Origin of the sequence: Thalassospira marina (assembly GCF_002844375.1) — a bacterium.
In the GTDB taxonomy this organism is placed as follows: Bacteria; Pseudomonadota; Alphaproteobacteria; order Rhodospirillales; family Thalassospiraceae; genus Thalassospira; species Thalassospira marina.
Genome location: NZ_CP024199.1, coordinates 3,018,867 through 3,038,580, shown reverse-complemented (window position 1 = coordinate 3,038,580; position 19,714 = coordinate 3,018,867). Strand labels below are relative to the sequence as shown.

The following is a 19,714-nucleotide window of genomic DNA, read 5'->3' as shown; positions in this document are numbered from 1 at the left end:
GGCAAATAAAAACCCCGCCGGGCGATAGCGCGGCGGGGTTTGATAGGACAGCAGAACCGTCTGACCGATTGATCAGTTGATGGTTGCAGCCATGTAGTTGGGCATCCAGCCTTCGTGAACGTCGCGCAGATCGGCAAGTTCAACGGCGTCGTCACCTTCGATGGTGATGGCAGTGCCACCGGCATTCCCAACGATAACGGCATTGACATTGGCGCTGGCCGCAGCGTTCAGCACGCTATCGGGGTCGCGGGTGGCAACCACGTAACGGGCCTGGTCTTCACCAAACAGCCATGCGATTTCGCTGCCTTTTTCCGGCAGGTACACATCGGCACCGATATTGCCAGCCAGGCACATTTCAGCAATGGCGACCAGCAGGCCACCATCGGAAACGTCATGGCAGGTACGAACCAGGTTGCTTTCGATCAGGCCGCGAACCAGGTTGCCAACGCGTTTTTCTGCATCAAGATCGACCGGCGGCGGGCTGCCTGCTTCGCGATTTTCGATGTTTTTCAGATAAACCGACTGGCCAAGTTCACCGGTTGCAGTACCCAGCATGATCAGAACGGCGTCTTTGGCTTTGACATTGACGGTCGCCATACGGCCGACATCGGCCAGCAAACCAACGCCACCAATTGCCGGCGTCGGCAGGATGCCTTCGCCATTGGTTTCGTTGTAAAGCGATACGTTGCCTGAAACGACCGGGAAATCCAGCGCGATGCAGGCTTCGCCAATACCCTTACAGGCACCGACAAACTGCCCCATGATGCGCGGACGTTCCGGGTTACCGAAATTCATATTGTCGGTAATTGCCAGCGGTTTTGCGCCAACGGCCGTCAGGTTGCGGTAAGCTTCGGCAACGGCCTGTTTGCCACCTTCAACCGGGTCCGCCTTAACGTAACGCGGGGTACAGTCGGTGGTAACGGCAAGGCCCTTGTTGGTGTTGTGAACACGCACCACACCCGCATCACCACCCGGGCGGACAATGGTATCAGCCATGACCATGTGGTCATACTGTTCCCAGATCCAGCGGCGCGATGCCAGGTCAGCCGAACCCATCAGGGTTTTCAGGGCTTCGCTGTGCGGCATTTTCGGTTCGATGCTGTTCGGATCAATGCGGTCCTGCTTCGGGGTTTCTTCCCACGGACGGTCATATTCCGGTGATGCTTCAGCCAGCGGGTCAATCGGCAGGTCGCCAGCGACGTCGCCATGCCACATCAGGGTCATGCGTTTGCTATCGGTCAGTTTACCGATAACGGCAAAGTCCAGTTCCCATTTATCGAAGATCGCCTTGGCGGCTTCTTCGCTACCGGGACGCAGAACCATCAGCATGCGTTCCTGCGATTCTGAAAGCATCAGCTCGTAAGGGGTCATGCCTTCTTCGCGCATCGGGACTTTATCAAGCCACAGCTCGACGCCAACACCACCCTTCGATGCCATTTCAAATGACGACGAGGTCAGGCCCGCAGCGCCCATATCCTGGATGGCGACGATCATGTCAGTTGCCATCAGCTCCAGGCAGGCTTCAAGCAGAAGCTTTTCGGTGAACGGGTCACCAACCTGGACGGTCGGCCGCTTTTCTTCGGATGCATCGTCAAATTCAGCCGATGCCATGGTGGCACCGTGGATGCCGTCACGGCCGGTTTTGGAACCGACATAGACAACCGGGTTGCCGACACCTGCTGCTGCCGAATAGAAAATATTGTCGGTATCGGCCAGACCAACCGTCATCGCATTGACAAGGATGTTGCCATTGTAAGACGGGTGGAAGTTGGTTTCACCACCGATTGTCGGCACACCCATGCAGTTGCCATAACCGCCAATACCTTCGACCACGCCCGAAAGCAGGTGACGGGTTTTGGGATGTTCCGGCGCACCAAAACGCAGGGCGTTCATATTGGCAATCGGGCGTGCGCCCATGGTGAACACGTCACGCATGATACCGCCAACACCGGTCGCCGCACCCTGATAGGGTTCGATAAAGGACGGGTGGTTGTGGCTTTCCATTTTGAAAACGGCAGCCTGACCATCGCCAATGTCAATGACACCGGCATTTTCGCCCGGGCCCTGGATAACCCAGGGGGCTTTGGTCGGCAGGGTTTTCAGCCATTTTTTCGATGACTTGTACGAGCAATGCTCGGACCACATGACAGAGAAAATACCCAGTTCGGTCAGGTTCGGCTCGCGACCCATGATTTCCAGAACCAGTTTGTATTCGTCCGCGGTCAGGCCGTGGCTTTTGATAACGTCCGGGGTGATCTCGCTCATGCCAGCGCCTCCAAAAGCGAATCAAATATCAATGCGCCCTGGGTGCCGCGATGCAGCGGTTCAATAACGCGTTCGGGGTGCGGCATCAGGCCGAAAATACGGCGTTCTTCATCAACGATCCCGGCAATGTTATTGACCGAACCATTGATATTGGCGGCATCGGTGGCATTGCCTTCGGCGTCGGTGTAACGCAGAACAACCTGGCCTTCACCTTCAAGGCGCTTCACGGTTTCCGCATCGGCAAAATAATTGCCATCATGATGGGCGACCGGGATCTTGACGATTTCGCCATTGTTGTAATGGCTGGTAAAGATGGTGTCGGTGGTTTCGACCCGCATCGTGACATCTTTGCAGATGAATTTCAGATCGCGGTTACGCATCAGCGCGCCGGGCAGAAGGCCTGCCTCGATCAGGATCTGGAAGCCATTGCAAATGCCAAGAACCGGCGTGCCAGCCCGTGCGGCGGCCACAACGGCGCGCATGATCGGGCTGTTGGCGGCCATGGCACCACAACGCAGATAGTCACCATAGGAAAAACCACCCGGAAGCACGATCAGGTCGGTTTTCGGCAGGGCGGTTTCCCGGTGCCACACCATGTGCGGCGCAGTACCCATGCGTTTCTGCAGGGCCACCTGGACGTCCCGGTCGCAATTCGAACCGGGGAATACGATTACGGCAGCTTTCACTGGCCAATCTCCCTTTTATTCGGGCGGGTAGGGCTGGGGTCAGCCTCAGGCCCGCATCCGGTTCAAGCGACGATGTCGATGTCGTAGTTTTCGATCACCGTGTTGGCGAGCAGCTTTTCGCACATTTCTTTAACGTCGCTGCGGGCTTTTTCCACGTCGGTTCCTTCAAGTTCAAGTTCGATGAACTTGCCCTGGCGGACATCTCCGACGCCGGCAAATCCGAGGCCCTGAAGGGCGTGATGAACTGCCTTGCCCTGCGGATCGAGGACACCGTTCTTCAGGGTGACATGAACACGTGCTTTCACGAGAAGCTCCTTGCTTGGTTCGCTTTCGCCAGAGGCGATCGTCAATTGATATTAGACTCTGCCGGTCGTACCACCGAGCCGGCGCAAATAAGATCAGGGCCGCGCAAGCGCGGCCCTGGGTAATCACGTCGTCGCGTCTTTGTTGAGCGACTCTATGTCGGCGGATTCAGGCAGGACACCAAGACGGCGTGCCACTTCCTGATATGCCTCTTCGACACCACCAAGATCGCGGCGGAAGCGATCCTTGTCCATTTTTTCGTTGGTGATGGCGTCCCACAGGCGGCAGTTATCGGGGCTGAATTCGTCAGCCAGAACAAGCTGCGAAAATTCGTTGTCGAACAGGCGGCCAAATTCCAGCTTGAAATCAACCAGTTTCAGGCCGATGCCACGCATCAGGCCGCACAGGTAATCGTTGATTCGCAGCGAATAACCGACGATTTCCTCAAGCTCTTCGGGCGAAGCCCAGCCAAGAGCGAGAACATGTTCGTCAGAAACCAGCGGGTCCCCAAGATCGTCATCCTTGTAATAGAATTCAACGATCGGGCGCGGCAGCTTCATGCCTTCTTCAAGGCCAAGGCGCTTTGCCATGGAACCGGCGCAAATATTGCGGACCACAACTTCGATCGGCACGATTTCAACTTTGCGAACAAGCTGTTCGCGCATGTTGAGACGGCGAATGAAGTGGGTGGGAATACCGATCTCGGCCAGGCGAGACATCACGAATTCCGTGATCATGTTGTTGAGAACACCCTTGCCGGCGATCGTGCCGCGCTTCTGGGCGTTGAACGCGGTGGCGTCATCCTTGAAATACTGGATGATCGTGCCCGGCTCGGTACCTTCGTACAGAACCTTGGCTTTGCCCTCGTAAATCGGCCGTTTTCTCGACATCTGGCGGGATCTTTCACATTTTGGCAGTTAGGCCAGCACCTGGCACCCGGAAACGCCCTTCCTATAGCAGTGCTGGCGCGGAAACTCAATTGTCGCGTAAAGACTATTTACGCAGGTTTGATAATCAAATTCTGCAATGATTGCCCTTTTGCAACCATCCCGGAAATCCTGTGGGCGACATCACCAAATAGTCGTCTGGCGATGTTCCCCATAATAGCGAATTGCCACCAAAAGCCTATAGGCTGATAAATGCTTTTCGGATGTAAAACCCGTCAAATTCCCCTTGGCGGGAAAGCCGGTTTTGAAACAGTCAATTACGCGATTGTTACAGGGCCATAATAGCCTGGCTTGCTGGTTATTACAGTTCTACTGGCTGGAAGGGCACCCTGTCGGGCTGGCCATTGGCAAACAGCCAGATCGGGCGACGGGGCAGTTCGTTTTCGCTGGTGGGAATGCCAGGCAGACCGATCAGCGATGAACAGACCGTTTCAAAGCCGATATTGCTGCGAACCAGCATGGCATCGGCGCGAATATCATGATGTTCAAGGTCGGGCGGCAGAATGCCGGTATCGGCCATCAGGGCCTGCCAGGCAAACCAGTCGTCGGCTTCGGGGTTGGGAATGGGCGCGCTGATAAAACGCGGCAGGTTGCGCGCGGTCCGTTCGCTTTTTTTGGTGTCATTGATGTCATGCGCCGTCAGGATGGAAAAGCCATCGGGAATTTCATGAATTTCAATTTTGCCATCGCCCCGGTTTGCCAGCCAGTAGGCATCGCGGTTATCGGCAATAACCATGTTAAACGGGCGGTAGGCATCACCATCAAGGGCGGCCAGGGCCTGGGCGGCATCAATGGCATCGGCATGATCAAGGGCTTCAAGCGGAAGTTCCCCGCGGGACCGTTTGTCATCGGCCGGGCCAAGCGTGCCATAGCGGTTTAGCACGGCTGCAACAACCCCGTCTTCGTTCATGCCAAGCCAGGTGCCACCACCAAGTTCATCGATCCCGGCAATAACGTCGGGCCGGTCTTCCCAGTGGCGGGCAGGGGGCTGCCAGGGGCGGGTTTTCATTTCGTCGCGATTGGCGCCAATCAGGACAGGCCATTCATGGTCGGGGCGGCGTAAAATAATGACTGTGCACATGTTCCAGATCAAAGCCGTTGAAGGTGGTATTTGTCAAATTGAAAAGAAAAAAGCCGTGCAGTGCATGAAAATGACTGTAACCGCACACAGATATATAGCCGGTGCGCTATGTATCGCCAGGCACAAAAGAAAGGGAAGCGACCATGAGCGGAATGACGGATCGCGAACGCGGATTTGAAGCCAAATACAGCTTTGATCTGGAGCAGAACTTTCGGGTGGAAGCCCATTTATATAAACTTCTGGCAAAATGGGCTGCGGCTGAAATGGGGATGGATGATGCCCGCTCAGCGCAATATGCCAATGAAATTGTCGGGGCCGTGGTGGCAAATCCCCGTGAAAACGGCGTTGCGGTAACCATCCTGGCCGATTTTGCCCGGCATAACATCGATATGACGATTTCACAGGTCAGTGCCAAGCTTGAGGAACTGCGTCCGCAGGCACGTGCAGAAGTTCTGTAAAAAGACAGGCCAGATTGTGTAGCCCGATCCGTTTTATTCATAAAATTGAATAAAACGGATCAAACTAACCAGTTGCTATTTGCAAACTTTTTGGGCCTCGCCTATTCTGTCTATCCGGTCAGTTTTGATTGGAATTGTCTTCGAATAACTGACAATATTTAAACAGTATACGGTTTGGGGCAAAATGCCTTGCATCCGCTAGAGAAAGGCGAGAGTTTTGCGTATCCTTCTTGCAGATGATCACGATCTGGTCCGTGAGGCGTTATCTCTTTTATTTCAGCAGTATTTTGAAAATTGCGAAGTCATTGAGGCCGGGGCACTTGAACCCGCGCTTGAGCATATCGATCCGGATAACCCGTTTGATCTGATCCTGCTTGATTTGCGGATGCCGGGCATGAATGGCCTTGAAGGTCTTAAAGTCACGATTGAAAAGGTCGGGCCGGGTGTTCCGGTTGTGCTGCTTTCTGGCGCATATAACGGCGAAGATGTTCGCCACGCCATTGAAAACGGTGCCCAGGGCTTTATTCCCAAAACCTTGCGTGGCGAAGCACTGGCAAATGCCATTCGTCTGGTGCTGGCCGGTGAAAAATACCTGCCATCAAGCATCCTTAGCAATTTTGCCGAAGGTTTTGGCAATAACTCCGATTCAGGCAGCGGCCGCCATGCTGGCCAGTTTGGCAGCGATGGTGATTTTGCCCGTCTGACCCCGCGCGAACGCGAAGTGCTGGCTTTGTTGTCGGAAGGGCGCCCGAACAAGGATATTGCCCGTCATCTCGACCTGCGCGAAATCACGGTGAAATATCACCTGAAAAACGTTTACCGGAAGTTGCATGTATCAAATCGTGCGCAGGCGGTGAAAATTGCGCTGGAAGATATGGCGCGATCGGGGTCTTTGTAGTATTCCTGAAAAAGGCAGCGGTGCACAAACACGTTGCGAACCGGTCCGTTGATGCGGGCCGGTTTTTTGTTGGTTGCTGTTGCTCTCCTCGATTCATCACGGGATTATTTCCCGCATAACGAGGTTAAAAATGACAGAAATCCGATTTGCCCTGGTTGGTGATTATAACGAAGCCGTTACCGCCCATCAGGCCATTCCCCCGGCACTGAAAATTGCAACCGATGCCCTGGATGACGGCAGTTTTGAAGCCCGCATCGAATGGGTTCATACATCCGATCTAGCCAATGGTGCGGCAAAAGGCATCCTTGCCGGGTTTGATGGCATCTGGTGTGTGCCAGCCAGCCCGTATGCCAGCATGGATGGCGCGATTGATGCCATTTGCTATGCGCGCCAGGCAGAAATTCCATTTTTGGGCACCTGTGGGGGCTATCAGCATGCGGTGCTGGAATTCGCCCGCAATGTTTTGGGCCTGCACGACGCCGATAATGCCGAGGTAAACCCCGATGCCACCCTGCCGCTGGTCGCCCCTTTGACCTGTGCGCTGATCGATCAGGCCGGGGATATTACACTTGCCCCCGACAGCCTGATTGCAAGGCATTACGGTGCGGACCGTGCCAATGAAACCTATCGCTGCAGTTATGGTTTTTCGCGCCAGTATGTGCCGTTGTTTGACGGCAGTGACCTTCGCGTAAGTGCATGGGATGACGAAGGCGACCCACGCGCCATTGAATTGCAAAGCCATCCGTTTTTCATTGGTACGGCCTTTCAGCCAGAGCGTTCAGCCCTGAAGGGTGAAAAACATAACCTGATTTCGGCCTTTGTGCGCGCAGCCCGGGACCATCAGGTAAAGGCTGCAAAGTAAACCCGCCACGTAACGGGATTTCAGCTATAACCGGCTGTTTCCACAATGCCAAAAAAAGAAGCCCCCTGTATGTGATGCAGGGGGCTTTGATGTTCTGGTGCCAGCCAGGGGCAAGCCAGAACCCGCCCGACTGGTTGAGAGACGGGCGGAATATCGGGGATATTCAAGGCAAAGGGCTTTAATTGCAGGTCGAAGGTGTTGTTGCGGGGGCTGATCCTGCTGTTGGCTGATCCGTCACGTTTGATCCATTGCGGGGTGTCGCGGTGGGGGCTGGCAATTGCCGCCCGGTCTGCATGGTGAAAACACCGATCAAAATGGCCCCGGTTGCTGCCAGATCAAGCATTTCAAGTGGTTCGCCATTTAAGACGCAACCAATGAACAGGGCGACGACCGGCGGCACATAGGTGACGCTTGCGGTGCGAATGGCGCCCAGTTTCTGGACCAGCAGATAATACAGAATATAGGCAATGCCGGTGCCGACCGTGCCAAGGCCTAAAACCAGACCAAGAGTTGCCTTTGTATCCTGCAGGATCGCACCGACACCGGTCATATCAACACTAACAATCAGGGCAACGGCACCCAGCCCCATTTGATAGGTGCATAATGCAGCCGGGGCGATGCCAAGCGGGCTGATGAATTTGCGGGCATAGACAAAGGAACAGCCGATGCTAAGCGACCCCAGAACGATATAAAGCACACCCATCGGGTCGACCATGCCAAGGCCGGTTTGCCAGGGGCGGGCAATAACCAGAATGCCGGCAAACCCCAGCAACATGCCACCAAGAGAACGGCGGTTCAGCGGTTCATCGCGCAAAAATAGCAGGGCGCACAGGCAGGAAAACAGGGGGATAGCCCCGCTTAGCATGCCTGCCACACTGGAAAGCAGCAGGATCGTGCCTTTGGCAAAGGCAAGATAATAAAGTGCGGTGGCAAGGGCGGCCATCGCCAGAAAATGATGGGCATGTCGCAGGTGCCACCTTTTCAGGGCGCGGGTTGCCAGCGCAAATAACAGGACCGGCAAAAAGCCGGAAACAACCCGGATCAAAACGATTTGCGCCGGGGTGATATAGGCCGCTGCCCAATGGGTAAAGATAAAGGGGGTGCCCCAGATCAGGCCCAGAATGGCAAAGGGAATATAGGCTGAATTCTTCATGGCATTTCCAATGCGCCAGAAACAGGATTTGCCGGGGATTGTAGGTTCGCTGGGGATCGGGTACAAATCATGTTATCTGTCCAATGGAATAGAAAAACTGTATCATGTCGGATATTCCCCCACTCAAAGCACTGCATTCCTTCGATGCTGCTATGCGATTGAATAGTTTTTCTCTTGCAGCAGAGGAATTGAACGTCACCCCAGGTGCCGTTGGGCAGCAAATACGCAAACTGGAAGACTGGCTGGGCATTACCCTGTTTACCCGCCATGTCCGCAAGATTGAACCAACCGCCGATGGCCTGGCCTATGCGGCGCGTATCGCCCCGGCATTGGCGCAAATTACCGATGCCAGCCGCGCACTTCGTCATCAGCATGCCCATTCTGTACGGGTGGTGATGCCGCCAAGTTTTGCGGCCAAATGGTTTTCGCGGCGCATGTCGCGCTTTTTAATTGCCCATCCGGGGACGGAACTTCAGGTGGGGTCATCCTCCGAGGTGGCGGATTTTGGCCGTGACCCGGTGGATATCGCCGTGCGCTATTTTTTCGGTGATGATGACAGTCTTGAATGCACCCTTTTGCACCGTGGGCAGGCTGCACTTTTCTGTTCACCACAATATCGCGATGAAATTGGCCTTCAAAGCCCGGCCGATCTGACACGGGCAACCCTTTTGAATGACACGTTGCATGCCTGGTGGCCGCAATGGCTGGCAAAATTTGCCAATATGGACAAGGCCGCCATCAGTGCCATGCGCAAGATCGATGTTGATCTGACATCGGTGGCAATTGAATCGGCCATTCACGGGCAGGGCGTTGTTCTGGCTGTGCCGATGCTGGCCGAGGAAGACGTGCTGGAAGGCAAACTGGTGCCGCTTTTCCCGGAATCGGTCCTGATGTTATCGTCGGGTTATTTTCTGGTGCATCCGAAAAATGTGGAGCTGCGAGGCCATGTTAAAATGTTCCGCGACTGGCTGATGAACGAGGCCCGCGATATCGCGATTTAGGCGGCTGTTTAAGACGCGGTTTCAGGCAAAAAAACACCCCTGCAGGATTTTCCTGCAGGGGTGTTTTGATTGCGGCTGGTCTATTGCTTAGTTTGCAAAGACGCGGGCAAAAATCGTGTCGACATGCTTGGTGTGGTAGCCCAGATCAAACAGGGCTTCGAGCTTGTCATTGGGGATGCGTGCGGTAACGTCTTCGTCGGTTTTGAGCAGCGACAGCAGGTCGCCTTCGCGGTTCCAGACCTTCATCGCGTTGCGCTGAACGATCCGGTAAGAATCTTCGCGCGAAACGCCATACTGGGTCAGGGTCAGCAGCACGCGCTGCGAGAAGACCAGGCCACCCATCTGATTAAGGATTTCGTCCATCCGTTCGGGATAGATCACCAGGTTTTCAACAACGTTGGTCAGGCGCATCAGGGCGAAATCAAGGGTCACGGTCGCATCGGGGCCGATATTGCGTTCAACCGACGAATGCGAAATATCACGTTCATGCCACAGGGCAACGTTTTCCATTGCCGGGATCGCCATCGAACGAACCAGACGGGCAAGGCCGGTCAGGTTTTCGGTCAGGACCGGGTTACGTTTGTGCGGCATGGCCGACGAACCCTTCTGACCCTTCGAGAAGAATTCTTCAACTTCGCGAACTTCGGTGCGCTGCAAATGGCGGATTTCGGTTGCCAGATGTTCGATCGAAGATGCAATCACGCCAAGGGCTGCGAAATAGGCCGCATGGCGGTCACGCGGGATCACCTGGGTTGAAACCGGTTCCGGTGCAAGGCCAAGTTTGGCAGCAACATGTTCTTCAACGCTGGGGTCGATATTGGCAAAGGTGCCAACAGCACCCGAAATGGCGCAGGTGGCAATTTCTTCACGTGCGGCCAGCAGGCGCTTTTTGTTGCGGTCAAATTCGGCATAGAAGGTTGCCAGTTTCAGACCAAAGGTCACCGGCTCGGCATGGATGCCGTGCGAACGGCCCATGCAGGGCACGTCTTTGGTTTCATAGGCGCGCTTCTTAAGGGCAGCCAGAAGCTTGTCCATGTCTTCAAGCAGGATGTCGGTTGCCTGAACCAACTGCACGTTAAAGCAGGTGTCGAGAACGTCCGAGCTGGTCATGCCCTGATGGACAAAGCGGGCTTCTTCGCCAACCTGTTCGGCAAGTTCGGTCAAAAAGGCGATAACGTCATGTTTGACTTCGGCTTCGATGCCGTCAATGCGGTCGATACGGTCCTGGGTGTAGGGCTTGTTGCCTTTTTCCCAAACCAGCTTGGCGGATTCTGCCGGGATCACACCGAGTTCGGCCAGTTTGTCGGCAGCGTGGGCCTCGATTTCAAACCAGATGCGAAACTTGTTCGCCGGTTCCCAGATGGCAGTCATCTGTTTGCGGGAATAACGGGGGATCATGCAGGGTCTCCGGGCAAGGGGGTTCTGGTGCGGGGCCCTCGCGGCACGTGATCCGCACGCTTTGTGCGTCGGATAGAGGATTTCGCGACTTTTATCAAGCCTGACGATGCCGTTTTCGTATGATAAAGCCGTAACGGCCTTCAATGTAGACGATCTTTTTAACAGCGATATGGTCGTCTGTGGGGGTGGAAAGGGGCCTTACGCGTTTCGGCTGCTTTTGGGGCTTTTCAATTATTGTCGAACTGGCTAGGACAATGCACGGGGTGGTGTAAAACCGCCTGTTGTATTGATAACGGGTTTTTCGAGAAAATGGATGGGCGCGACCATGCAGCGTGAGGTCAGACGTGGAACCGTTTGATATCGCCGATGTCGGCTGGCTGATGATTTGTGCCATCGGGTTGGCGCAGGCCGTTTTTGTCTTGCTGCTGTTTCGCGGCGAGGGCAAACGGGCCTTTCGTGCCAACCGGTGGCTGGGCGCGTTTGTTCTGGCGGTTGGCTTCAGCTTTTTTAACAGCATGGCCTATATCCTGCTTGATCTGCGCTGGAATTTGTATCTGGTGCCGTTTTTTGGCGCGCTGCCATTTACCTATCTGCCCTCGATTTACATGTATTTCCGGGAATTAAGCGGCCGCCCCGTGCGCCGGCCGGTTTTGCATTACCTGCTGCCGGTGGTGGCGGTGTTTGTGCTGGGCCTGGTTGTGGCCGTGCAGTTGCGCGATTTCGGCCCGCTACTGGATGACGTGCGCCCCGATATTGATGCCGATGTGTTTGAAAGCCCGTTACAGGGCGTTCTGACATTGTCGATCATTGCTGGTTTGCATATCCAGCTTGTGACCTATCTGATCTGGATATGGCGCATCACGCTGCGTTATATGCGCAAAATCAGCGAACAGTTGGATGGCGAACAGCCCGGTTTGCGGCGCTGGCTGACGGAATTCGTGCTGGCGATTTCGGCGATCTTTGTTCTTTACACCATCATCACCATTCTTGCCCTGCTGCAAATTGAAAGCGACTGGCTATATGCCGCGATGGATTGCTGCTTTGTGCTGGTGTTTTTCCGGTTAAGCCACCTGATCGCGGTGAACCCGTCGCTGTTTGTGGCCGATGATTACCTGGAAGACGGGCAGGGGGCAGATACCGGGACCATGCAGGCGGTAATTGCGGCAAACCGCACTGGCACCCCGTCCCCTGCCCAACAGGGCGATGATGCCAAGGATCCGCCGCGTGCTACGATTGACCCTGACGAGGTCGAACGCATTTGCCGCGCGCTTGAGAAACTGGTCGCGCAAACCGACATGCTGTTTGATCCGTTATTGACCATGCCGAAAATGGCTGCTGCTGTTGGCACAAAACCCAACCAGCTTTCGATGGTGTTAAACCGCCATATCGGCAAAAGCTTTTTTGATTACGTCAATGAATACCGCATCGAGGAAGCTACCCGTCTTTTGATGAAAGAACCCGATCGCACCATTCTTGATATCGCAGTCGAGGTTGGCTTTAATTCAAAGTCGACATTCAACCTGGCTTTCAAAAAAATTACCGGTCATACGCCATCGTCCTATCGGCAAATGAAACCTGCCATTTCAAAGGCTTGATCTGTCCGGATAATCATTCGTACGCCGGTTGGCCAACCGGCCGGTGCGAACTTGTAGAAACGGACGCCAGCATCCGCAAGACACCGCACTATCGGCACATCAACCAATTTCGGGTGTGACGATAAATGCAGTTAAATAACAAAATACAGGGCATGGCCTATCTGGCAATTGCCTTTGGGGCGGGTGTGTGTGCGATGGCTGTTGTGCTGACCTTTTCGGAAAGCGCACACGCACAGACAGCACAGACACTGGTATCAGGCACAGCAATGGCAGGGGAAGGCAGCCCTGCACCGGTACAATCGGGAAGTAACCAGCCCGTAAGCCTTGTGCCGGAAACGGCCGAAGCAAACACAAATGCCGGTGGTGAAGCCGGTGACGATAATGATGATGATGACACCGCCGATCCATGGCTGGGTGGTAAATGGCAGATCGGCGCGCTAGGCACCGTTTCAACCAGCATATATCGCGATGGCGATGACTGGGAATTGGGTGGTCTGCCCATGGTCGCCTATGACGCCGAACGCCTGCATGTTGGCGTCGATGGCCTGCGCGCCACCGTCTGGCAAAATGACCGTTTCAGCGTTTCGGCCATCGGATCGGTGCGGTTTTCACCGTTTGATTCGGGTGATGGCCCCTATCTTGCCGGTATGGAAGACCGCGATCTTGCCTTTGAAGCCGGTGCATCCTTTTCGGCACAGGTTGGTCCCGGTGAAATTACGGCATCGCACCTGTTTGATGTTAGCGATGCCCATAACGGCCAGGAAATTGACATCAGCTACAGCCAGCCAACCCAGCTTTCGGCGGTGACCCTGGTATGGGGCGGTGGTGTAACCTGGCAAAGCGAAAAGCTGACCCAGTATATGGTTGGCGTTAATCGCCGCGAAGCACGCGCCAACCGTGCCTATTATAACCCCGATGATGCCTTCATCCCGCATCTGGATCTGACGGTAAGTTACCCCGTTTATGATGGCCTGGCGCTGATTGGTCAAACCGGTGTGCAGTTCCTGCCCGATGTTTATACCGACAGCCCGATTGTTGATAAGGACTACCTCGTCAACTTTTCGCTGGGTGTTGTTTATACCTTCTGACCGGCGCTCCCTCCCCCAATGTCCCCGCCGGTCAATGGGCCGGGCGACTTTGTCGTCCGGCCCATTTCCTGTGTGTGCGCACGCGGGGCTTACGCAAATGTGATGGAATATTTTGAATTCTCGTAGCGTCACTGTGACGGATGTGGTTGCATATACTTAAGAATGGGAGGTAAACCTTTTAGGCAGAACTACGTAAAACCGGTAAGGTCATGCACTGCATGCCCCATCGGCACAGGAACAAATTTGATATGAAATTTGCGGAAACTACGATCCCCCCTCAGGCCGGAACCGCCCGGCCCCCAAAAAGCATCGCAGCAAGCCAGTTGGCAAAGCTTGTCGATCTGGGGATTGCCCTGTCCGCCGAACATGACAGAAGCGCACTGCATCAGCGAATCCTGAAGGCGGCGCGTGAATTTACCAATGCCGATGGCGGGTCGCTTTACCTGTTAAACGGGGATGAAAGCGAACTTCATTTCCGCATCATGGAAAATGACACCCTGCAGCGTTACGTCGTTGATGGAAACCAGCAGGAATACCCGTTTCCCCCGGTGCCGCTTTATCTGGCTGATGGCAGCCCGAACCACGAAAACATTGCCAGCCATGTCGCCCTGACGGGTGAAACCATCAATATCGTGGATGCCTATGCCGCCGACGGGTTTGATTTTTCCGGCACGCGCCGGTTTGATGCAGCAACGGGCTATCGGTCGCAGTCATTTTTAACCGTACCGTTAAAAAGCGCGCGCGGGCGTGTCCTGGGTGTTTTGCAGCTTATCAATGCCCGGCGCGAGGATGGCACCGTCATCCCCTTTGATCCCATGATCGAGCCGTTGATTACGGCACTTACCAGCCAGTCCGCCGTTGCCCTTGAAAATCGCCGTTTGCTGCAATCCCAGCGTGACCTGATTGACAGTTTCGTGCGCATTCTGGCCCAGGGCATCGATGCCAAATCCCCCCATACCGGGGCGCATTGCGAACGGGTGCCGGTACTGGCAAAAATGCTGGCGCAGGCCGCTGTTGACCAGAAAAATGGTCCCTTTGCCGATTTCAGCCTGTCGGAACAGGAATGGTATGAACTGGACCTGGCAGCGTGGCTGCATGACATTGGCAAAATCGTTACCCCCGAACATGTGGTGGAAAAGGCAACCAAGCTTGAAACCATCCATAACCGCATTCACGAGGTGCGCACCCGGTTTGAGGTTTTGCTGCGTGATGCCGAAATAGACATGCTGCGCCGCCAGCTTGCAGGCGAAGACCAGGCAATCTGCGAGGCCGATTTCGCCGCCCGCCGCGATGAATTGCGTGCCCAGTTTGAACTGGTGGCACAAAGCAATATTGGCAGCGAAAACCTTGATCTTTCAACGATTGTGGCCATTCGCGACATTGCCACCCAGACTTGGCAGCGCAATTTTGACCGCACGGCGGGCCTGTCCTGGGCCGAAAGCAGCCGCATGACCAGCGAAGAAGCCGCCATTCTGTCGCAGCCCGGTGCCGAACCCCTGTTATCGGACCGCCAGGACCAGGTTTACAACCACGTCAATAACGGCGAGATTTATAACCTGTCGATCCCACGTGGCACTCTGACGCCGGAAGAACGCACCATCATCAATGACCATGTGGTGCTGACCCAGGATATGCTGGAACAATTGCCGTTCCCGCCGGGCCTGCGCAATGTGCCGGGGATTGCCGGGAACCATCATGAAAAAATGGACGGGTCGGGTTATCCACGTGGCTTGCGTGGCGAAGACATGGGCGCGCTTGAGAAAATCATGGTCATCGCCGATATCTTTGAAGCCCTGACCGCGGTTGATCGCCCCTATAAAAAGCCCAAGATGCTGTCGGAATGCATCGATATTCTGGGCAGAATGCGCGATGACAACAAAATCGACAGTGACCTGTTCGAGCTGTTCTTAACCAGCGGGGCCTACCGGGAGTATGGCGATACCTATCTTCGCCCCGATCAGCGCGATGATGTTGATATCCGCCATTATCTGCGCAACGCATAATGGCTGGGTCAATCCGCTACTGATTGGTGCGGGTTGCCTTGCAGAACAAACCGATAAACACAAAAGGGCAGCCCATGACATGCGGGGCTGCCCTTTTGTTTTAAGTTAACGTGCCTGGTTGGCCTTACATTTCATTGTGGAAATGGCAGGCAACCTGGTGTTTGGCACCCAGGCTTTGAATTTCCGGTACGTCCTGTGCGCATTTTTCCTGCGCAAAGGGGCAGCGCGTGCGAAACACGCAACCACTGGGCGGGTTGATCGGGCTGGGAAGTTCGCCGGTCAGAACAATACGTTCCTTGTTGCGTTCCAGCACCGGGTCCGGGATGGGTACGGCCGAAATCAGGGCCTTGGTATAGGGATGCTTGGGCGCGTTATAAATGGTGTCGCGATCTGCAACCTCCATCACATTGCCAAGATACAGCACCAGAATGCGGTGGCTGATATGGCGGACAACTGATAGGTCATGGCTGATAAACAGCAAAGCCAGGCCAAATTCGCGCTGCAATTCCTGCAACAGATTAACAATTTGCGCCTGAATGGAAACGTCGAGTGCCGATACCGCCTCGTCACAGACAATCAGTTTCGGGCGCAAAACCATGGCACGGGCAATGCCGATACGCTGGCACTGGCCCCCCGAAAATTCATGGGCATAACGGTTGATCATTTCCGGCAGCAGGCCAACGCGCGACATGATGTCGCGCACTTCATCACGCACCTGTGCGCGGGAAAGTTCAGGACGGTGCGTGATCAACGGTTCGGCAATGATCTGGCCGATGGTCATTCGCGGGTCAAGCGATGCCAGCGGGTCCTGAAAAATGATCTGCAAATCAGATCGCAGGGCTTGCATCTGCTTATGGTTGATTGATGCCAGATCACGGCCAAGCCATACGGCTTCACCTGCTGTCGGTTCGATCAGGCGCAAAATGGCGCGGCCAAGTGTGGATTTGCCACAGCCTGATTCACCCACAACACCCAGTGTTTCACCAGCCTTGATCTGAAAGCTGACATCATCAACAGCCTTAAGCGGCACGGTCTTTTTAAACAGGAAGCCGCCAGCAGGCACATCAAAATGCACCTTCAGGTTTTTGACATCAAGAAGAACGGGTTCAACGGTCATGCGGCAAGTCCCTTATTGTCTTCCAAATGGCAGGCCTTGATATGGCTGTCAGCCGGGGTGCCATCTTCGGTCGGGCGAAGCAGCGGCAGTTCGGCACGGCAGCGATCAAAGGCATGCGGGCAGCGCGGGGCAAAGCTGCACCCGGCAGGCAGACGCTGCAGGTTGGGCGGCTGGCCGGCAATGGTGGTCAGTTTTTCGTCGCTGTTAACGACATCAAGGCGCGGTGACGATGCCAGAAGCCCCGCGGTATAGGGGTGCTGCGGGTTGGCAAACAGGTTATTGACCGGGGCGCTTTCAATAATGCGCCCGGCATACATCACCTGCACATGGTCACAAATACCGGCCACCACACCCAGATCATGGGTAATCATGACAATGGCGGTATTCATTTCACGCTTCAGATCCCCCAGAAGATCAAGGATCTGTGCCTGCACGGTCACGTCAAGGGCGGTGGTCGGTTCATCGGCAATCAGCAGTTCCGGTTCACACAGGAGCGCCATTGCGATCATCACGCGCTGGCGCATCCCGCCGGAAAATTCATGCGGATACATATCAAACCGTTTGCGCGCTTCGGGAATGCGCACCAGATCGAGCATATCAAGGGCCTTGGCGCGGGCTTCCTTTTCGCTCATGTCCTTGTGCTGGACCAGCACTTCGGAAAGCTGTTTTGAAATGCGCATATAGGGGTTTAGCGATGTCATCGGATCCTGAAAGATCATCGACATTTTCAAACCGCGCACCTTGTTAAGCTCGCGGGTGGAAAGGCCAACCAGTTCCTGCCCTTTAAGCTTGGCCGATCCGGTCGTACGACCGTTCGATGCCAGAAGCCCCATGATGGACAGAAATGTCTGGCTTTTACCCGACCCGGATTCACCCACAACCCCAAGGGCTTCGCCAGCTTTGATCGCAAAGCTGACATCATTGACGGCTTTGACATCGCCATCGGGGGTTTTAAAGACCGTGGTCAGGCCCTGGACGTCAAGAATATTGCTCATGGCGTCATGCTCCTTTAGCGGTCACGCGGGTCAAGGGCGTCACGCAGCCCGTCGCCGATGAAGTTAAAGCAGAACAGAATAGCCGCGAGGATCGTTGCCGGGAACAGCAGCGTCCAGGGGGCACTTTCCATTTGCTGGGCACCTTCGGAAATCAGCACACCAAGGCTGGTCATCGGTTCCTGCACACCCAGCCCGAGGAAGGACAGGAAGCTTTCAATCAGGATCACCTGCGGGATGGTCAGCGTGACATAAACAATCACCGGGCCAAGTGCATTGGGCACAATATGGCGGCGGATGATGTTGAAGTTCGATACACCCGATGCCCGTGCTGCTTCGACAAATTCCCGGTTCTTGATCGACAGTGCCTGGCCCCGCACGATACGTGCCATCGTCAGCCATTCAACCGCGCCAAGGGCGGCAAAAATCAGGTAAATATGGCGGCCAAACACCACCATCAGCATGATCACGAAGAACATGAAGGGCATGGAATACATGATGTCGACAATGCGCATCATGACGCTGTCGGTGCGCCCGCCCATATAGCCCGAAATCGCGCCATAGGTGACGCCAATCAAAAGCGAAACCGATGTGGCGACAATGCCCACCATCAGGGATACGCGCACACCATACATGGAACGTACAAAAAGGTCGCGGCCATTGGTGTCCGTACCAAACAGGAAGCCCGCTTCCACATCGGGTGGCGCCTGGATGTAATCCCAGTAGATTTCATCAAACGGGTGGGGGTGAACCATGGGCACGATAATGGCGGCCAGGGTCATTAAAACAAGAAGGGTCGCACTGATAACGGCGGCCTTGTTGGCACGCAGGCGGCGGAAGGCATCCTGCCACAGAGAACGGCCTTTTACGGCCTCGCCGGTCATGGCCAGATCAACGGCCTCGGTCGCGGAACCCGGATTGGTTTTTGCAAACATTACTGCATCCTCACCTTCGGATCGAGGAGGCCATACACAAGGTCGACCAACAGATTGAACAGAATGATCAGCGTGCCGTAGAAAATGACGACACCCATCACCAGCGTATAGTCGCGGTTAAGCGCACCTTGGACGAAATAGCGCCCGATGCCGGGAATGGAAAAAATCTGTTCAATCACCACCGAACCGGTGATGACGGCAGCACTTGCCGGGCCAAGATAGGAAACAACCGGCAGGATGGCCGCCTTAAGGGCGTGGCGGGTGATCATGACCCGTTCGGGAATGCCCTTTGCCCGTGCAGTACGCACAAAGTTGGAGCGCAGAACCTCGATCATGGAGCCACGGGTTAGGCGTGCGATATAGGCGATCTGGGGCAGGGCAAGGGCGATGATGGGCAGAACAACCTGGTCCAGCCCCTGTTCCCAGCCCCCGACAGGCAGCCAGCGCAGATATACCCCGAAAATAAGGGTCAGCAACGGTGCCATCACGAAGTTTGGAATGGTAATGCCGGTCATGGCCGTTGCCATGACAGCGTAATCAAGTTTTGAATTTTGCTTTAAGGCGGCAAGGGTGCCAAGAGTGGTCCCGATGATCAGGGCCAGGAAAATGGCCGATCCACCCAATGTCAGCGAAACCGGAAATCCGCGGAAAATAAGCTCGGTCACGGTGAAATCGCGATACTGGAAAGACGGGCCGAAATCGCCCTGCACGACATCGCCCAGATAGCGGCCATATTGCATCCAAAGCGGTTCATCAAGGTGATAAACGGCGTTCAGGTTGGCTGCGACTTCTGGCGGGACGGAACGTTCCTTGTCAAACGGCCCGCCCGGTGCGGTCCGGATCAGGAAGAATGACAGGGTGACAATGATAAAAAGCGTCGGGATCGCCCCGAGCAATCGTTTCAGCGTAAAGCCAAGCATATGGTTATCCCC

Annotated in this window: 18 protein-coding genes; 7 read left to right on the top strand and 11 right to left on the bottom strand. The window is 55.1% G+C overall.

Features of this window, described 5'->3' with window-relative positions; genetic code table 11:
- Positions 1-72: 72 nt before the first annotated feature.
- From purL to CSC3H3_RS13840, 5 genes are all read right to left on the bottom strand, one after another.
- Positions 73-2,265 carry a phosphoribosylformylglycinamidine synthase subunit PurL gene (gene purL / locus CSC3H3_RS13860; protein ID WP_101285202.1) on the bottom strand — a complete coding sequence of 731 codons (2,193 nt, stop codon included), beginning with the start codon at positions 2,263-2,265 and terminating at the stop codon, positions 73-75.
- A complete protein-coding gene (gene purQ / locus CSC3H3_RS13855) occupies positions 2,262-2,951 on the bottom strand; it encodes a phosphoribosylformylglycinamidine synthase subunit PurQ (RefSeq protein WP_101268409.1) in 690 nt (229 codons plus the stop codon). Before purQ ends, purL begins: the two co-directional genes overlap by 4 nt.
- Before the next feature lie 62 nt (positions 2,952-3,013).
- On the bottom strand, positions 3,014-3,256 hold the full coding sequence (gene purS, locus CSC3H3_RS13850; RefSeq protein ID WP_101285201.1) for a phosphoribosylformylglycinamidine synthase subunit PurS: 243 nt from the start codon (positions 3,254-3,256) through the stop codon (positions 3,014-3,016).
- Between the two features lie 123 nt (positions 3,257-3,379).
- Entirely contained in the window at positions 3,380-4,144 is a 765-nt protein-coding gene (gene purC / locus CSC3H3_RS13845) for a phosphoribosylaminoimidazolesuccinocarboxamide synthase (RefSeq protein WP_101268406.1), read from the bottom strand.
- Positions 4,145-4,502: 358 nt separating this feature from the next.
- Positions 4,503-5,282: an NRDE family protein gene (locus tag CSC3H3_RS13840; RefSeq protein ID WP_101268404.1), complete on the bottom strand. Its 780-nt coding sequence runs from the start codon at positions 5,280-5,282 to the stop codon at positions 4,503-4,505.
- A gap of 143 nt (positions 5,283-5,425) precedes the next feature.
- Between CSC3H3_RS13840 and CSC3H3_RS13835 the strand changes: the two genes are divergently transcribed.
- The 3 genes from CSC3H3_RS13835 to CSC3H3_RS13825 all read left to right on the top strand — a co-directional run bounded on the left by CSC3H3_RS13835 (position 5,426) and on the right by CSC3H3_RS13825 (position 7,500).
- Positions 5,426-5,740, top strand: coding sequence for a DUF1476 domain-containing protein (locus tag CSC3H3_RS13835; protein WP_101268402.1), 315 nt, complete (start codon positions 5,426-5,428; stop codon positions 5,738-5,740).
- Positions 5,741-5,957: 217 nt separating this feature from the next.
- Positions 5,958-6,638, top strand: coding sequence for a response regulator (locus tag CSC3H3_RS13830; RefSeq protein WP_101285200.1), 681 nt, complete (start codon positions 5,958-5,960; stop codon positions 6,636-6,638).
- Positions 6,639-6,768: 130 nt separating this feature from the next.
- A complete protein-coding gene (locus CSC3H3_RS13825) occupies positions 6,769-7,500 on the top strand; it encodes a CTP synthase C-terminal region-related (seleno)protein (protein WP_101285199.1) in 732 nt (243 codons plus the stop codon).
- Positions 7,501-7,678: 178 nt separating this feature from the next.
- On the opposite strand, the gene CSC3H3_RS13820 is transcribed toward CSC3H3_RS13825, so the two are convergent.
- Positions 7,679-8,653, bottom strand: a complete 975-nt coding sequence (locus tag CSC3H3_RS13820; RefSeq protein ID WP_101285198.1) for a DMT family transporter — start codon at positions 8,651-8,653, stop codon at positions 7,679-7,681.
- A gap of 104 nt (positions 8,654-8,757) precedes the next feature.
- On the opposite strand from CSC3H3_RS13820, the gene CSC3H3_RS13815 reads away from it, so the two are divergent.
- A complete protein-coding gene (locus CSC3H3_RS13815; RefSeq protein ID WP_101285197.1) occupies positions 8,758-9,654 on the top strand; it encodes a LysR substrate-binding domain-containing protein in 897 nt (298 codons plus the stop codon).
- A gap of 87 nt (positions 9,655-9,741) precedes the next feature.
- Here CSC3H3_RS13815 and purB read toward each other — a convergent pair whose 3' ends face one another.
- A complete protein-coding gene (gene purB / locus CSC3H3_RS13810; RefSeq protein ID WP_101268393.1) occupies positions 9,742-11,052 on the bottom strand; it encodes an adenylosuccinate lyase in 1,311 nt (436 codons plus the stop codon).
- 344 nt (positions 11,053-11,396) lie between these two features.
- On the opposite strand from purB, the gene CSC3H3_RS13805 reads away from it, so the two are divergent.
- The 3 genes from CSC3H3_RS13805 to CSC3H3_RS13795 all read left to right on the top strand — a co-directional run bounded on the left by CSC3H3_RS13805 (position 11,397) and on the right by CSC3H3_RS13795 (position 15,738).
- A complete protein-coding gene (locus tag CSC3H3_RS13805) occupies positions 11,397-12,647 on the top strand; it encodes an AraC family transcriptional regulator (RefSeq protein WP_101285196.1) in 1,251 nt (416 codons plus the stop codon).
- A gap of 125 nt (positions 12,648-12,772) precedes the next feature.
- A complete protein-coding gene (locus CSC3H3_RS13800; protein ID WP_101285195.1) occupies positions 12,773-13,735 on the top strand; it encodes a MipA/OmpV family protein in 963 nt (320 codons plus the stop codon).
- Positions 13,736-13,983: 248 nt separating this feature from the next.
- The gene (locus tag CSC3H3_RS13795) at positions 13,984-15,738 is read left to right on the top strand and encodes an HD family phosphohydrolase (RefSeq protein WP_101285194.1); all 1,755 of its coding nucleotides are present in this window, start codon (positions 13,984-13,986) and stop codon (positions 15,736-15,738) included.
- 124 nt (positions 15,739-15,862) lie between these two features.
- On the opposite strand, the gene CSC3H3_RS13790 is transcribed toward CSC3H3_RS13795, so the two are convergent.
- Genes CSC3H3_RS13790 through oppB form a run of 4 tightly spaced genes read right to left on the bottom strand, consistent with a single transcriptional unit; the run spans position 15,863 to position 19,702 of the window.
- On the bottom strand, positions 15,863-16,855 hold the full coding sequence (locus tag CSC3H3_RS13790; RefSeq protein WP_101285193.1) for an ABC transporter ATP-binding protein: 993 nt from the start codon (positions 16,853-16,855) through the stop codon (positions 15,863-15,865).
- Entirely contained in the window at positions 16,852-17,850 is a 999-nt protein-coding gene (locus tag CSC3H3_RS13785) for an ABC transporter ATP-binding protein (RefSeq protein ID WP_101268382.1), read from the bottom strand. Before CSC3H3_RS13785 ends, CSC3H3_RS13790 begins: the two co-directional genes overlap by 4 nt.
- A 14-nt stretch (positions 17,851-17,864) precedes the next feature.
- Positions 17,865-18,782 (bottom strand): ABC transporter permease subunit, encoded by a 918-nt coding sequence (locus CSC3H3_RS13780; RefSeq protein ID WP_101268381.1) that lies wholly within the window; start codon positions 18,780-18,782, stop codon positions 17,865-17,867.
- Positions 18,782-19,702 carry an oligopeptide ABC transporter permease OppB gene (gene oppB, locus CSC3H3_RS13775; protein WP_101268379.1) on the bottom strand — a complete coding sequence of 307 codons (921 nt, stop codon included), beginning with the start codon at positions 19,700-19,702 and terminating at the stop codon, positions 18,782-18,784. Before oppB ends, CSC3H3_RS13780 begins: the two co-directional genes overlap by 1 nt.
- Positions 19,703-19,714 lie beyond the last annotated feature (12 nt).

Coding starts and splice junctions, on each gene's coding strand:
- CSC3H3_RS13815 (WP_101285197.1), top strand. CDS start 8,758: ATGTCGGATATTCCCCCACTCAAAGCACTGCATTCCTTCGATGCTGCT.
- purC (WP_101268406.1), bottom strand. CDS start 4,144: ATGTCGAGAAAACGGCCGATTTACGAGGGCAAAGCCAAGGTTCTGTAC.
- CSC3H3_RS13825 (WP_101285199.1), top strand. CDS start 6,769: ATGACAGAAATCCGATTTGCCCTGGTTGGTGATTATAACGAAGCCGTT.
- CSC3H3_RS13800 (WP_101285195.1), top strand. CDS start 12,773: ATGCAGTTAAATAACAAAATACAGGGCATGGCCTATCTGGCAATTGCC.
- CSC3H3_RS13820 (WP_101285198.1), bottom strand. CDS start 8,653: ATGAAGAATTCAGCCTATATTCCCTTTGCCATTCTGGGCCTGATCTGG.
- oppB (WP_101268379.1), bottom strand. CDS start 19,702: ATGCTTGGCTTTACGCTGAAACGATTGCTCGGGGCGATCCCGACGCTT.
- CSC3H3_RS13840 (WP_101268404.1), bottom strand. CDS start 5,282: ATGTGCACAGTCATTATTTTACGCCGCCCCGACCATGAATGGCCTGTC.
- purL (WP_101285202.1), bottom strand. CDS start 2,265: ATGAGCGAGATCACCCCGGACGTTATCAAAAGCCACGGCCTGACCGCG.
- CSC3H3_RS13790 (WP_101285193.1), bottom strand. CDS start 16,855: ATGACCGTTGAACCCGTTCTTCTTGATGTCAAAAACCTGAAGGTGCAT.
- CSC3H3_RS13785 (WP_101268382.1), bottom strand. CDS start 17,850: ATGAGCAATATTCTTGACGTCCAGGGCCTGACCACGGTCTTTAAAACC.
- purB (WP_101268393.1), bottom strand. CDS start 11,052: ATGATCCCCCGTTATTCCCGCAAACAGATGACTGCCATCTGGGAACCG.
- CSC3H3_RS13835 (WP_101268402.1), top strand. CDS start 5,426: ATGAGCGGAATGACGGATCGCGAACGCGGATTTGAAGCCAAATACAGC.
- CSC3H3_RS13795 (WP_101285194.1), top strand. CDS start 13,984: ATGAAATTTGCGGAAACTACGATCCCCCCTCAGGCCGGAACCGCCCGG.
- CSC3H3_RS13780 (WP_101268381.1), bottom strand. CDS start 18,782: ATGTTTGCAAAAACCAATCCGGGTTCCGCGACCGAGGCCGTTGATCTG.